The organism is Pseudoalteromonas caenipelagi, assembly GCF_013140855.1.
GTDB classification, from domain to species: domain Bacteria; phylum Pseudomonadota; class Gammaproteobacteria; order Enterobacterales; family Alteromonadaceae; genus Pseudoalteromonas; species Pseudoalteromonas caenipelagi.
In genome coordinates, this window is record NZ_JABBPG010000007.1 from 252025 (window position 1) to 265748 (window position 13724).

General features: G+C 42.7%; 13 protein-coding genes and 1 riboswitch. Of the genes, 11 read left to right on the plus strand and 2 right to left on the minus strand.

Features of this window, described 5'->3' with window-relative positions; genetic code table 11:
• Positions 1-39: 39 nt before the first annotated feature.
• Positions 40-216: riboswitch (cobalamin riboswitch) on the plus strand.
• A 54-nt stretch (positions 217-270) separates the two neighbouring features.
• From HG263_RS16375 to ung, 7 genes are read left to right on the plus strand one after another with little or no spacing between them, the layout of a single operon-like run.
• Positions 271-1083, plus strand: coding sequence for an ABC transporter ATP-binding protein (locus tag HG263_RS16375; RefSeq protein WP_171627163.1), 813 nt, complete (start codon positions 271-273; stop codon positions 1081-1083).
• Positions 1080-2078 carry a FecCD family ABC transporter permease gene (locus HG263_RS16380; RefSeq protein ID WP_171627164.1) on the plus strand — a complete coding sequence of 333 codons (999 nt, stop codon included), beginning with the start codon at positions 1080-1082 and terminating at the stop codon, positions 2076-2078. Before HG263_RS16375 ends, HG263_RS16380 begins: the two co-directional genes overlap by 4 nt.
• A gap of 10 nt (positions 2079-2088) precedes the next feature.
• Positions 2089-2292, plus strand: coding sequence for a nicotinate-nucleotide--dimethylbenzimidazole phosphoribosyltransferase (locus HG263_RS16385; RefSeq protein WP_171627165.1), 204 nt, complete (start codon positions 2089-2091; stop codon positions 2290-2292).
• A complete protein-coding gene (locus tag HG263_RS16390; RefSeq protein ID WP_171627166.1) occupies positions 2289-3767 on the plus strand; it encodes a cobyric acid synthase in 1479 nt (492 codons plus the stop codon). The genes HG263_RS16385 and HG263_RS16390 overlap by 4 nt, the downstream gene beginning before the upstream one ends.
• A gap of 18 nt (positions 3768-3785) precedes the next feature.
• Complete coding sequence (gene cobO / locus HG263_RS16395) at positions 3786-4397, plus strand: cob(I)yrinic acid a,c-diamide adenosyltransferase (protein WP_171627167.1); 612 nt, start codon at positions 3786-3788, stop codon at positions 4395-4397.
• The gene (locus tag HG263_RS16400) at positions 4397-5239 is read left to right on the plus strand and encodes a cobalamin-binding protein (protein WP_171627168.1); all 843 of its coding nucleotides are present in this window, start codon (positions 4397-4399) and stop codon (positions 5237-5239) included. Before cobO ends, HG263_RS16400 begins: the two co-directional genes overlap by 1 nt.
• Before the next feature lie 11 nt (positions 5240-5250).
• On the plus strand, positions 5251-5910 hold the full coding sequence (ung, locus tag HG263_RS16405) for a uracil-DNA glycosylase (RefSeq protein WP_171627169.1): 660 nt from the start codon (positions 5251-5253) through the stop codon (positions 5908-5910).
• Positions 5911-6003: 93 nt separating this feature from the next.
• Here ung and HG263_RS16410 read toward each other — a convergent pair whose 3' ends face one another.
• Together HG263_RS16410 and tal are read right to left on the minus strand one after the other, a co-directional pair.
• Positions 6004-6192: a DUF3545 family protein gene (locus HG263_RS16410; protein ID WP_171627170.1), complete on the minus strand. Its 189-nt coding sequence runs from the start codon at positions 6190-6192 to the stop codon at positions 6004-6006.
• Between the two features lie 215 nt (positions 6193-6407).
• Positions 6408-7358 carry a transaldolase gene (gene tal / locus HG263_RS16415; protein ID WP_171627171.1) on the minus strand — a complete coding sequence of 317 codons (951 nt, stop codon included), beginning with the start codon at positions 7356-7358 and terminating at the stop codon, positions 6408-6410.
• Between the two features lie 266 nt (positions 7359-7624).
• Here tal and yaaA point away from each other — a divergent pair, with 266 nt between their 5' ends.
• The 4 genes from yaaA to HG263_RS16435 all read left to right on the plus strand — a co-directional run bounded on the left by yaaA (position 7625) and on the right by HG263_RS16435 (position 13714).
• Positions 7625-8404 (plus strand): peroxide stress protein YaaA, encoded by a 780-nt coding sequence (yaaA, locus tag HG263_RS16420; protein WP_171627172.1) that lies wholly within the window; start codon positions 7625-7627, stop codon positions 8402-8404.
• Positions 8405-8435: 31 nt separating this feature from the next.
• Positions 8436-9605 carry an MFS transporter gene (locus HG263_RS16425; RefSeq protein ID WP_171627173.1) on the plus strand — a complete coding sequence of 390 codons (1170 nt, stop codon included), beginning with the start codon at positions 8436-8438 and terminating at the stop codon, positions 9603-9605.
• A gap of 155 nt (positions 9606-9760) precedes the next feature.
• Positions 9761-11047, plus strand: a complete 1287-nt coding sequence (locus HG263_RS16430) for an ABC transporter substrate-binding protein (RefSeq protein ID WP_171627174.1) — start codon at positions 9761-9763, stop codon at positions 11045-11047.
• 9 nt (positions 11048-11056) lie between these two features.
• The gene (locus HG263_RS16435) at positions 11057-13714 is read left to right on the plus strand and encodes an ATP-binding protein (protein WP_171627175.1); all 2658 of its coding nucleotides are present in this window, start codon (positions 11057-11059) and stop codon (positions 13712-13714) included.
• The last annotated feature ends 10 nt before the right edge of the window (positions 13715-13724 follow it).

A 13724-nucleotide genomic window follows, 5' to 3' on the forward strand; every position in this document is an offset into this window, starting at 1 on the left:
GATGAATAGGATAAAGCGTGGGCAAAAGTTGTATTTTAGACGTCTAGACAGCATAATGGGCGTCAAATTTTGTTGGTAGTTCTTGGGAATGAGTTGCAAATACTCAACTGTCCCCGCAACTGTGAAGGCGTAAGCCAAAGTCAGATACCAAGACCAGCAAATACACTCTTAGCGGGCGTACTTTGAGTCACAACCAATCATTTTGTGCAATATCTTTCGTATTGTGTTTGTTTGTGTCTGCATGCTCGTTTTACTGTATTTAAGGTAGACATGAACCAAACAACTGATACCTCCCCTATATTAACTGTAGAAAACCTAAGCTTGCGCATCAGCCAAACTGACATTCTCAGTGGCGTCAATTTTGAGGTGAAAGTGGGGCAGTTTGTTGGCTTACTGGGCCCCAATGGCGCAGGGAAGTCTTCCTTGTTACGTTGTATTTATCGTTATTGTGCCCCCACTGATGGCCGCATAATGCTTTTTGGTAAGCCGATCGACACCTACTCTAGGCAAGAGTATGCAAAGCATGTAGCGGTGGTTTTGCAAGAAGTGCCAGAGCAATTTAATTTGGCTGTATTTGATGTGATTGCGATGGGGCTTACACCGCATAAACCATTGTTTTCATCAACGAGCAAAGAAGATAAAAGTAACATTGAGGCTGTGTTGGATAGAGTCGGCCTTTTACACAAAGCCAAGCAAGTATTTAGCTCCTTATCAGGGGGAGAAAAACAGCGAGCTATGATTGCCAGAGCAATGTTACAAAAACCGAGCTTGCTGATAATGGATGAGCCCACCAGTCATTTAGATGTCAGGTATCAAATTCAAATTATGGAGTTGGCTAAGTCTTTGGGGGTGTGTGTGTTAGCGTCGTTTCATGATCTCAATTTAGCCGGTGCCATGTCAGATCATTTATTGGTTTTAAAAAATGGTCAACTACAAGCCCAAGGCGAGCCAAATACAGTGCTCAGTAGTGGCTTGCTCAGTGACGTATTTGGCGTATGTGCGGATGTCTCGCACGTGCCAATCGCAAATGATGATCAAACTATGGTGCCTCATATTCGTTACCATTATGGTTATGTCCGATGAACAGACTTACTCTTTTTGGGCTGTCAATTGCTTTACTCGCGGCAAGTTTTCAGTGTGCGCTTGGTCTTGGGGCTATATCAGTTGATTTTGCGCAAGTGTGGCACGCATTGCTAATGTATGACTCTGCGGATTTATCCCATCGAGTGATTGTTGAGCTGCGATTGCCTCGTGCCATACTGGCTTTTTTAGCGGGAAGTGGTCTTGCTATGGCGGGACTTATTTTACAAACCGTCACTAGAAACCCGCTGGCAGATCCTTATTTATTCGGCGTATCGTCAGGCGCTTCATTCGGCGTGGTTTTGTTATTCGCACTAACCGGCGTACAAGCGGGGCTAGCGCTCTCTGGCGCGGCATTTTTAGGCTCACTCCTTGCCATGAGTGCACTTATTGTGGTTGCCCGCTCTCAGTCCAGCCAGCAAGTTGAGTCTATGTTGCTAGCTGGCGTTGCTTTATCATTTTTATTCAGCGCCGCCACAAGTTTAATTTTGTATTGGAGTGACCCTCAGGCTATCAGTGCTATTGTATTTTGGACACTTGGCAGCTTTTCTCGTGCAGATTGGCAAACGCTTTGGCTGCCTGCATTAGTGGTATGTATGAGTTTGTTTTGCATGTTGTTGTTTCGAAGAGCTTTAAATGCTCTTTTGCTAGGTGATGAAAGTGCAACAACGCTTGGCATAAATGTCACTAAGTTACGTTTAAGTATGCTGCTATTAAGTTCATTGCTCACCGCTGTGTTAGTAGCAATGTGTGGAGGTGTGGGATTTGTAGGTTTAATGGTGCCACATATCGTCCGGTTTTTTATCTCTCAAGCGAGTTTTTCTGGGTTATTCATCACGGCACTCAGTGGTGGCATATTTATGCTTTGGGTTGATATAGCGGCGCGTTCGGTGCTAAACAACCAAGAGTTGCCTGTGGGGGTGATCACCGCGGCAATCGGCAGTGTGTTTTTCTTGTCGTTACTGGTATTGCGAAATCGCAGTGCTGCGCAAATATAGGGCGCAATACATGATGCGGGTCCCACCACTAAATAGACAGTTTGCACAACAGTCCCAACAGATAATAGACCTTAAAACAAAACCATTAGGCGCACTTGGGCAGTTAGAGATACTTGCTAAGCAGCTAGCAACCGTTGAGCTTAAGTTGATAGCGCCACAATTAGTCGTGTTTGCGGGATGTACCTTGGCGCTGAAGCAGGAGCGGACATTTTGAAAACATTAATGATACAAGGCACCACTTCAGATGCAGGCAAGAGTACCTTAGTCGCAGGATTATGCCGTGTGCTGGCTCGAAGAGGGTTGCAAGTCGCGCCATTTAAACCGCAAAATATGGCACTCAATAGCGCAGTTACGCCTTGTGGTGGCGAAATTGGCCGTGCTCAAGCGCTGCAAGCGATAGCGGCAAAAGTTGAACTTAGCACCGATTTTAATCCTATATTGCTTAAACCAAACAGCGATACTGGCGCACAGGTCATTATTCATGGTCGCGCCATTAGTAATATGGAAGCTGCCAAATACCAAGATTACAAAAAAGTAGCGATGCAAGCAGTGTTGGCATCTCACCAACGGTTAGATGCGCAGTATCAAGCGATACTCGTTGAAGGTGCAGGCAGCCCCGCTGAAATTAATTTACGAGAGAATGATATCGCCAACATGGGCTTTGCCTGTGAAGTGAATTGCCCGGTGATCATCGTTGCAGACATAGATAAAGGCGGAGTGTTTGCTCACTTAGTGGGAACTTTAGCGCTGTTAAGCGAAGCTGAACAGGCCTTAGTTAAAGGGTTTGTGATCAATCGTTTTCGTGGTGATATTGGCTTATTGCAATCAGGTCTTGATTGGCTTGAGGCATACACGAATAAGCCTGTATTGGGGGTTTTGCCTTATCTACATTCACTTAACCTTGATGCTGAAGATGCGGTAACAGTTGAAAACCATGTGACCGATAAACAGCTAAGCGTTAGGGTGTTGCTACTGCCGCATATCAGTAATCATACCGACTTTGATAGCCTGCGTTTGCACCCAAACGTTGATTTACGTTATGTACGCCACGGTGAGCGAATAGGTGCAGCTGATTTGATAATCATTCCTGGCAGTAAAAACGTGATAAGCGATTTGGCGTTTTTACAATCACAGTCGTGGCAAGCCGAGATCTTGCGCCACTTGCGCTTTGGCGGAAAAGTGTTAGGTATATGCGGCGGTTTGCAAATGCTGGGTAAGGCTATTTTAGACCCTGATGGCGTTGAGTCGACACAGCAGAGCATTGAAGCACTGAGCTTGGCAGATTTTACCACTACACTGACTAACAACAAAACACTGACTCAAGTATCTGGACATTGTTTATTGGCAGATACTTATGAAGCCATTCATGGCTACGAAATTCACTGTGGTGTCAGTGATGGGCCGGCACTCGATAGCCCGTTTATGCATTTTACTGAGCACCCTACAGGACAAATTAAAGATGGTTTTATATCAAGTGACAAGCAGGTTGTTGGTACTTACTTACATGGGCTTTTTGATAATCCAAATGCCGCCAAAGCAATATTAACATGGGCCAGTGATGGCCGTATGCAGGCGCTTGGTTTTGATTTAGCTAAGCATCGAGAGCAACAGCTAGAGCGTCTTGCAGACACCTGTGAGCAATACCTGAATATAGAAGAAATCTTAGCGCTTTTAAGCACTGATAAATAATTATACAACGAGGAATCTATGAGCGACTCGCAATCGAATAAAGATCAGCAAAAGCACCAGCAAAGACAGCAAAAAGTAAAAGAGCAAGTGGATGCAAAAGTAGCTGCGGCAGATAAAGTACAAGGTATTTTCCAAGTGATCACGGGTAACGGGAAGGGCAAATCGTCTTCTGGGTTTGGAGTGGTGGCTCGGTGTGTAGGTCATGGCAACAAAGCGGTTGTAGCTCAGTTTATTAAAGGCATGTGGGAGTGTGGTGAACGCAATCTACTAGAAAAAGCAGGTGTACCGTTTGAAGTGATGAAGACAGGCTTTACGTGGGAGACGCAAAACCGTGATACAGACACTATCGCTGCGCAACAAACTTGGCAAAAAGCCAAACAGTGGCTTGCAGATGAAAGCATCGACTTAGTTTTACTGGATGAGCTGACATATATGGTGACCTATGACTACATTGACCTTGAAGAGGTACTTGATGCGATAGCTAAGCGACCGAAAATGCAATCAGTGATAATCACTGGGCGCGGTGCTCATCGTAAACTAACGGACTTAGCTGATACTGTTAGCGAAGTACGCAATGTAAAGCATGCTTTTGAGTCTGGTGTTAAAGCCCTTGAAGGCTTTGATTACTGATGAGAGTGCCTTATTGGCTATGGTTTATAGCATTGCTTGCCTGCACTGTGGTACAGGCGAAAGAGGCGCAGCGAATTATCGCACTTGCCCCGCATATTGTTGAAAACCTATACGCTATTGGTGCGGGAGAGCGCATAGTTGGTACAGTAGAGTATGCCGACTATCCGGCGCCTGCCAATGACATTGAGCGTATTGGTGGTTATAACGGTATTTCACTTGAGCGGGTCTTGGCGTTAAAGCCTGATTTGGTGATTGCGTGGCAATCAGATAACAAAAAGGCTGATCTAGAAAAACTAGAAAAGCTAGGTATAAAAGTAATTTATAGCGATACCAAAGATATACGCAAGGTTGCTGATGAACTGAGGCTATTTGGTCAGCTTACAGGTCAAAACCAGCAAGCAAAAATACTAGCTGAGCGCTTCTCAGCGCGTTTTGAGGCATTAAAAGCACGCTATAAAAATAGCCCTCCTTTGAGAGTTTTTTATCAATTATGGCCAGAGCCCATGATGACGATTAATCGAAACACTTGGTTGCATCAACTACTTGAAGTTTGTTCGGTAGAGAATGTATTTGCTGATAACTCTGCAAATTACCCGCAGATAAGTATTGAAAACGTATTAAATACTCAACCCCAAGTGATTGTGCTGCCCAACGAAAAAAGTAAAAAGGTGATGCCGACTCTCAATTGGCAAGCTTGGCCTGAGATCCCAGCGGTTAAGTATCAGCAATTTATTGAAGTTGACGCAGACTTACTGCATCGATACAGCATAAGGGTACTTGATGGCGTGAGCGACATGTGTGATAAACTGCAATTGGCTCGCTCACAATATAATAAAGAATAAAGGTTTACTGTATGACAACGTGGCAAGATTTACTCGGTCGGGAAAAACAACAAAGCTATTTTCAAGATACCTTGAACTACGTAGCGCAAAGGCGCAGCGAAGGGGTGACGGTATATCCCCCTCAAGAACAAATCTTTGAAGCATTTAAGGTGACGCCTTTTGATGAAGTGAAAGTTGTGATTTTAGGACAAGACCCATACCACGGACCTAATCAAGCACATGGTTTGTGTTTCTCCGTATTACCCGGGATCAAGCCACCACCGTCGTTGGCAAATATGTACAAAGAGTTAGTACAAGATATAGACGGTTTTACTATTCCTAATCATGGTTATTTATTGCCATGGGCACAGCAAGGGGTATTGCTACTTAATACGGTGTTAACCGTTGAGCAAGGCGCTGCTCACTCTCATAAAACCTTAGGCTGGGAGCGATTCACCGATGTGGTTATTGAGCAATTAAACCAATACGGTGAGGGTATTATATTTTTGCTTTGGGGGGCACATGCCCAGAAAAAAGGTAAGTGTATCGATCAGCAACGTCATCATGTTTTGCATGCGCCGCACCCATCTCCGTTGTCTGCGCACCGTGGTTTTTTTGGTTGTAAGCACTTCTCAAAGGCCAACCAAATTTTGCAAAGTATGGGCAAGCAGACCATTAATTGGCAGGTATAACAAGGTATCACGGAAAGTACTCGAGTGCTTTTCAAAGAAGCTCGAGTCATCTAAATAAAAAAGGCTCCTAGGAGCCTTTTTTATTTAAATGACTTAAAAGTCCAAGTCATCCAAATCTAGGTTGTCTGCGAAGTAATCTAATTCCTGTAACTCTTTGCGAAGACGCTGTTTATCTTTTAGCGCCTCAATTTCACGCCACTTTCGTTTTTGCTTTTTTTGAGAGGTTCGTTTTGTTGTTTCAGGACCTTCTAATATCTCCAGAATATCGTCTAGGCTATCCATGAATTTCTCCTATTGATTATTAACCTCAATAACGCTTTTGCACTTGAAACGCGCTGCAAGCAACTTTGGTATACCATAACTTGTGTGAAAATAAAACAAAAATGTGTCGGTTAAGTTAAAGGCAGGTGACAGTTTGATTAAAATCAATAAAAGAAAAGGAAATAAAAAAACGCCGCAAAGTGTGCGACGTTTTATAGAAGGAAGCTGAATTTAGATTATAGCCCTTTAAAACGAGACTCTAATTCTTCTTGTGCTTGTGCAAATGCACGTATGCCTTCAGCTAGTTTTTCGGTTGCCATAGCATCTTCGTTGTGTAACCAGCGGAATTGCGCTTCGCTTAATGGTGCTGGTTTTGCTTCTATTGGATAGTCGCTTTCAAGCAAATACTCTTGCGCGTCGGTTAATTCACCCAGCTCTTCGAGTAGTGCAGGACTAATCGTCAATTTATCACACCCGGTAAGTGCTATGATCTCACCGGTATTACGGAAGCTTGCGCCCATTACAACGGTTTTATAATCATGACGTTTGTAGAATTCATAAATGCTACGTACTGACTGAACACCAGGATCAGCCAGTGGGTCCGTCGGCTTTTCAAGGCCGTTTGCAACGTGCCAGTCTAGAATGCGGCCAACAAAAGGCGAAATTAGGAATACATTAGCGTCAGCACATGCTCTTGCTTGGGCTTGGCTGAACAACAGGGTTAAATTACATTTAATGCCTTCTTTTTCTAGGTGCTCGGCAGCTTTTATACCTTCCCACGTTGAAGCAATTTTAATCAGGATTTTATCTTGGCTAACGCCTTCTTTTTGATATAAAGCGAGCAGCGTTTTAGCTTTGGCAATCGTTGCTTGGGTATCAAATGATAAACGCGCATCTACTTCAGTTGAAATATAGCCAGGCACAATATCTGCAATTTCTTTACCGATCAGTACTGCAAAATAGTCGCACGCAAGCTCAAGTTGCTTGTCTGCGTCTTTTTCAGCACTTTTGGCATAATCCCATGCTTTATTCAGATAGGCTTGATATGCTGGCATTTCGCTAGCTTTTAGAAGTAGTGACGGGTTTGTTGTCGCATCCTCTGGCTGATGTTTGCGAATGGCTTCTATATCGCCTGTGTCAGCAACAATCGAAGAGTGTTGTTTTAGCCTATCTAGTGCTGATGTCATTGGTTTTCCTCATTCCTATTTTGCAGCAAAAAATCATCAAAAATTCTAGAGTGCCTATGTTGCAGTACCATGACGGTCTTTAATAGGTCAATTGTCCGTATTTACTCGGATAACACAGTTGTGAGGTGTTAAAGGGTAGCAACGTAGTAACTCTTAGAGTGATGTATGGTTATCCCTTATAAATTCAAGTGTTATTCAATACTTGAAGTAACGAAAGGATAGTGTTGAAATTGACACTAAACATATTTTAAGTCAATAGGCTCGCAATGATCACGGTAATCTCTCCCGCAAAAAACTTAGATTTTGAAACTCCTTCGACTATCACGCAGTTTACTCAACCTGAATTACTGGAGCACAGTGAAGCGCTCATTAAGGTATGTCGCACTTTGTCACCACAGCAAGTGGCAAGCTTAATGAAAATCAGTGATAAGCTTGCGGGCTTGAATGTGGCTCGCTTCAGTGAATGGTCACAACCATTTACTCAAGATAATGCAAAACAAGCCGTTCTTGCTTTTAACGGCGACGTATACACAGGCCTAGAGGCGAGCACATTAAGTGAACAAACGTTGGAATATGCACAAGGCCATTTAAGAATTTTATCGGGCTTGTATGGGGTGCTAAAACCGCTCGATTTGATGCAAGCGTATCGACTGGAAATGGGCACTAAGCTAGATAATGACCGTGGAAAGAACTTGTATGAATTTTGGGGCAAAATTATTGCGCAAAAACTCAATGAGGCACTAGAACAAGCACACTCAGCTCAGTTAGTAAATTTAGCCTCAAATGAGTACTTTAAAGCGGTTGATAAAAAAACGCTTAAAGCGGATATTATCACGCCAATTTTTAAAGACTGTAAAAATGGACAATATAAGGTAATTAGCTTTTACGCTAAAAAAGCGCGTGGCATGATGGCAAGATACATCATGGAAAACCAAATTAACTCACTTGATGAGTTAAAGCGCTTTGATGTGGCTGGCTACTATTTTAGTTCTGAGGCCACCTCGAAAGAGAATGAGCCGGTATTTTTAAGAGCTGAGCAAAACTAACCCCAATAAGTTTGCCGTAAACGGAAGAAGTATGAATAAAAATGTGTTGTTGCTGGCAATCTGCCAAGGGTTAATCACGACAGGAAACATCTTGCTGGTTACGATTGCAGCTTTGGTTGGTCAGGCGCTTAGCCCAAGTGAAGGGTTCACGACGTTTCCAGTGGCAACACAAATGCTAGGCCTATTACTAACCACAATTCCGGCCTCTTTAATTATGGCGAAAGTTGGCCGTCGGGTTGGTTTTTCGTTAGGTAACCTGATTGGCATTTGTGGCACGATTCTAGGCTTTTATGCGTTAACGTTAAGTGAATTTTGGTTGTTCAGCTTTGCCACTTTTTTAATTGGTATTGGTATTGGCTTTGCTACTTTGTATCGTTTTGCTGCAATAGAGGCAAGTGACAACCCCGCAACGGCTATCTCGACGATTATGGCAAGTGGTGTAGTAGCTGCTGTTTTGGGGCCCAATATCGCAGTTTGGGTCAATGAACATTATGTATCAATCAACTATGCCAATGTGTTTATTGCTTTATCTGCACTGTATTGTCTTGCTTTAGCGCTATTACAAGCGGTTACGTTTAACGAAGTAAGCCATAAAACCAGCCAGCAAACTCCTCGTCCGTTAAAGCAGATTGTCAGTCAGCCTAAATTTATCACTGCGGTTTTGGTTGCCATGACCAGTTATACAACCATGAATTTACTGATGACAGCGACTCCCTTGGCAATGCATCGCCATGGATTTGACTTAAGTGACTCTGCATTAGTTATTGAATGGCATGTTTTGGGCATGTTTGTGCCTTCATTTTTTACTGCAAAACTGATAACACGGTTTGGTCAAACTCATGTTATGACTGCGGGGATCTTTGCCGTGTTGGGGTGTTGTGTGGTCAACTTACTTGGTGTTACCCATTGGCATTTTTTACTTGCGTTGTGCTTACTTGGTGTGGGATGGAATTTTATGTTTATCTCAGCCACACACATGGTAAGTGAAACCTACCAAGACCATGAACGAGCAAAAGCTCAGGCCAGTAATGAGTTTTTGGTATTTAGCATGGTTGCCATGTCATCTTTAGCGGCAGGCTGGCTTGAGTCGGTAATTGGTTGGCAAACATTAAACTTTGCTGCAATGCCCGTCATGATTTTCACTTTGTTGGCCGTAAGCTTTTATAGACTAACGCAAAAGCGTGTATCTATATTGACTTAACATAAATAATTTTCTTACCTGCGGTTTATTCTGTGCTTATTTTCTAGGTGCCCATTAATTGTCTTTGCTACAAGCCAAATAGTTAACCCTCTTCTATACTTGGATAAAATTAGAGCAAATGAGCGACTAATCGTGCGTGTTGGTAAGGAAATGCTATGACAGAAAAATCGTTGCGTAGTGGGGTTGATCAAGGCAAGAGAAAGCTACTAAAACAAGCTGCAAGTGTTGGTGCTTGCAGTGTCCTAGGCTTTAAAGCGCCGTATGTTTTTGCCAAAAAAGTTCATACAGTAAGAGTTTTGGGCACACATGTTACGCTTCAGCAAGCACTTAAAGAGCAGGCACAGAAGGATTTAGGCATAAATTTGGTCTACGAACCAAAGGGGAGCGCAGCGGTACTACAAAAAGCGGCAATGGCACCCGAGTCATTCGATTTATATGAGCAGTGGTCTAATAGCATCAATGTTTTATGGTATTCAGGCTCAATACAACCAATTGAAAAAAAGCGACTGACATATTGGAGTGAAATAAACCCGTTAACTAAAACGGGTCGCCTACAGCCAAGTGCAAAACTTGGTGCTGGCGATGCCCCCTACAAGTTGCTTCATGTTCAAGAAGATCAAACACTGTCAGAGCAAGAAAGTGATTTTATTAGCTACCTACCTTATGTACACAATGTTGACTCATTTGGCTATAACACCGAAGTTATTGCACCCGGTGTGCCCTATAAAACAGAGAGCTGGGGGTGGCTGCTTGAAGATGCATACAGAGGCAAAGTAGGCATAGTAAACGCACCAACCATTGGTTTGTTTGACTTAGCGCTCGCGGCACAAGCCCAGCGTTTAGTGAACTTTGCGAATATCGGTAATATTAGCAATGATGAACTAGACCAGCTGTTCAAGGTATTGAGTGATTATAAACAACAAGGTCACTTTAGTGGTTTTTGGACATCGGTCCCTGAATCGGTTGATTTTATGAAAAGCAATCGAGTGGTGATTGAAAGCATGTTTTCGCCAGCCGTCTCTGCGCTGAACGGTCAGAATGTGCCAGTGATTTATGCAGCGCCTAAAGAAGGGTATCGAGGCTGGCATGGCGTAATGTGTTTATCATCTGCAACGACAGGTTCGGTTAAAGATGCCGCGTATGATTACATGAACTGGTGGCTATCTGGCTGGCCTGGCGCCTTCATTGCGCGGCAAGGCTACTACATTTCAAACCCTCAAAGGGCTAAATCTTACTTATCTAAAGTAGAGTGGGACTATTGGTATGAAGGGCTTCCTGCGGCACAAGATTTGACTGGCACTGATGGCAAGCTATCAGTTAAGCAAGGTGAAGTACGCACAGGAGGCAGTTATCTAAAGCGCTTTAGTAACGTTGCAGTATGGAACACGGTCATGCCTAGTTATGACTACAGCTTGCAAAAGTGGTACGAGTTTATTAGCTAGGAGAAGTGTATGACGTTTTACCGTTCTCTAGCATTTCAGCTTAGTTTGGGCTTACTGTGTATCTGCTCGTTGGTACTTGCGTCAGCTTATTTGACTAAAGCAAGTTATAAATTACTGGCACAAAGAGATAATGAAATAGCCAGCTCTAACAAGCTTGCCGAAAGAGCCTATTTGCTTGAATTGTCAGTAATAGACTTACAGCGCAACGTTTTAATTTATAAACAGTCAGCAAGTACAGCTGCGGTGAATCGCAGTAATGAGCTAATCAGGCAAATTGAGGAGGTGTTAGCACAAATCAGCCAAACGCCTCATCGTACTGAAGATGTCAATGACATGATTGTTCGAATGCAAAGCCACCTTACAGACTATAAAGATAACTTAGCTGTTGCCGTGTCTGGCCGAGAAAAGCGACAGTCTTTATACCGAGATGAATTATTAGCGGTTATTAATACAGCCCAAGCCGCAATAAATACAGAGCTAGACTCAAATCAGCAAGCCATAGCGACCCTGTATTTAACAAAAGCGCATAATGCCGTACTTGCGTATTTGATGACGCAAAATGCGACACATGTAAAGGTGTTTAATCAACAAGTATCGCAAGCCAGTTCGCAATTAACAAACGACATTGTAAAAGCGCATTTTCAAAAAATGGGTTCCGCATTTAGAAAGCTCCACCAAACTATTCGTGGGTATTTGTATTTGACCAATGTAGTTTTACCGGGCACTGCCAATGAGATACTGCACTTATCAACTATGCTTCGTGCTCAAGAGCAGTTGCAGATGCAGGATAAGATTGCTTCTGCAAAAGAAGTAACCAGTGCTTTGCAGGCGCGCAGCGACTTGTTCATTGTATTGAGCATAGTATTAGTTGCACTTTATGCCGCGTTGCTGATCCTTCGAGTGATCAGGCCGATTCGCTCACTCACGGTGTTGTTTAAACGTTTGAGTAACAACTTGCATGTAGAGGATATTCCTTATCTTAATCGAGAAGATGAGATTGGTCAGTTATCTGTTGCTGCCAGTGTATTTCATAATAAGAACTTGCAGACCACTGAGTTATTTGAACGAACAAAAGACTTGGTAATCGAGCAAAAAGAGTTGAACAATGAGCTGGCTGCTAAGCAAAAAGAAGCTGAACAAGCTACCGCATCAAAGAGTTTATTTTTAGCGAATATGAGCCACGAAATCCGCACCCCAATGAACGGTATTATCGGCTTAATTGAATTATTAAAAACCTCAAACTTATCTTCTGAACAAAGAGAGTGTATTGATAAAATAGACTACTCAAGCGGCGTGCTGATGGCTGTGATAAACGATATTTTAGATTTCTCTAAAATAGAAGCAGGTAAACTAGATATTGAAGAAAAAGAGTTTGAGTTAGATAAAATGCTCGACAATATACTTGCATCGGTAAGTTTACGTGCCGCAGAAAAAAACTTGTATTTTCGGTGTATTACGCCTACCGAGGTCAGTCATTTAGTTGGGGATGAAGTTAGAATTACCCAAATTATTTTAAATTTATGCAATAACGCTATCAAATTTACCTCTCTTGGCGGTGTTGAATTAAGGGTTTCTACTTATGATAGCGCCACTGGAGAGGTCATTTTAGGAATTGATGTAGAGGATAGCGGGATTGGTATGACTCAGCAGCACCAACATGAAGTGTTTGAGCAGTTCTCGCAAGCTGATGTGTCCACAAGTAGAAAGTTTGGTGGTACGGGGTTAGGTCTGACAATCGTCAAACAATTGTGCGAGCTGATGAATGGCAGTGTGAGCGTGCACTCTGAAATTGATAAGGGATCAATTTTTTCGGTATTACTTAAACTACGTCCAGCAACAAGCCATCTGGAAAATAAATTACCAAAAGAACACAATTTTAAAGTCAGCGTAGTGTGTCACCATCAATCAGATAAAACGACACGTATAATCAGCGAGTATTTTGCAGTCAATCAGTGTGAAGTGACCTATCTGGTGCATGAAAATCTGAGCGATATAACACAGCAACAGCTCAGTGAGCTTTATTTGGTATTAATACTTAACAATGAGATGTCTAAGTCACTTTGTTTATCTGATATTGCATCCTTGCAACATTATAGCGCGGGTTTGTGCGTTATCATAGATAAGCGAGATGCTGTGTTACTTACTCGTGCAGGCATTGCCAGAGATACCCTAGTGCTAGAAATGCCCTTCACTTACGGGACATTTTACAACTACATTTGTAAGTTATTTAAACAGGAAAGTCAGCGTCTTCATAATTCGGTAGAAGCAGATGCTGAGCTTAACCTTAAAGGGCACGTGCTGCTTGTTGAGGATAATGCAGTTAACCAGATGGTGGCTGAAAAACTACTTACTTCTTTGGGGTTACAAGCCGATATTGCGGAGGATGGACGCCAAGCAGTTAACAAACTTAGTAATACACCTTATGCCTACGACTTAGTGTTAATGGACATTCAAATGCCCGTAATGGATGGATTCAATGCAACGCAATATATACGTAATGAGTTAAAGCTTAACTTGCCAATCTGTGGGCTTTCAGCCAATGCGATGTCGGAGGATTATGATAAAGCGATAGCCTGCGGTATGGACAACTTTATTACTAAACCAATAGAAATAGACAAACTGAAAGTGGTATTACGACAATATCTGAAGCAAAATACATCAGCCTAAGAGCAATCCA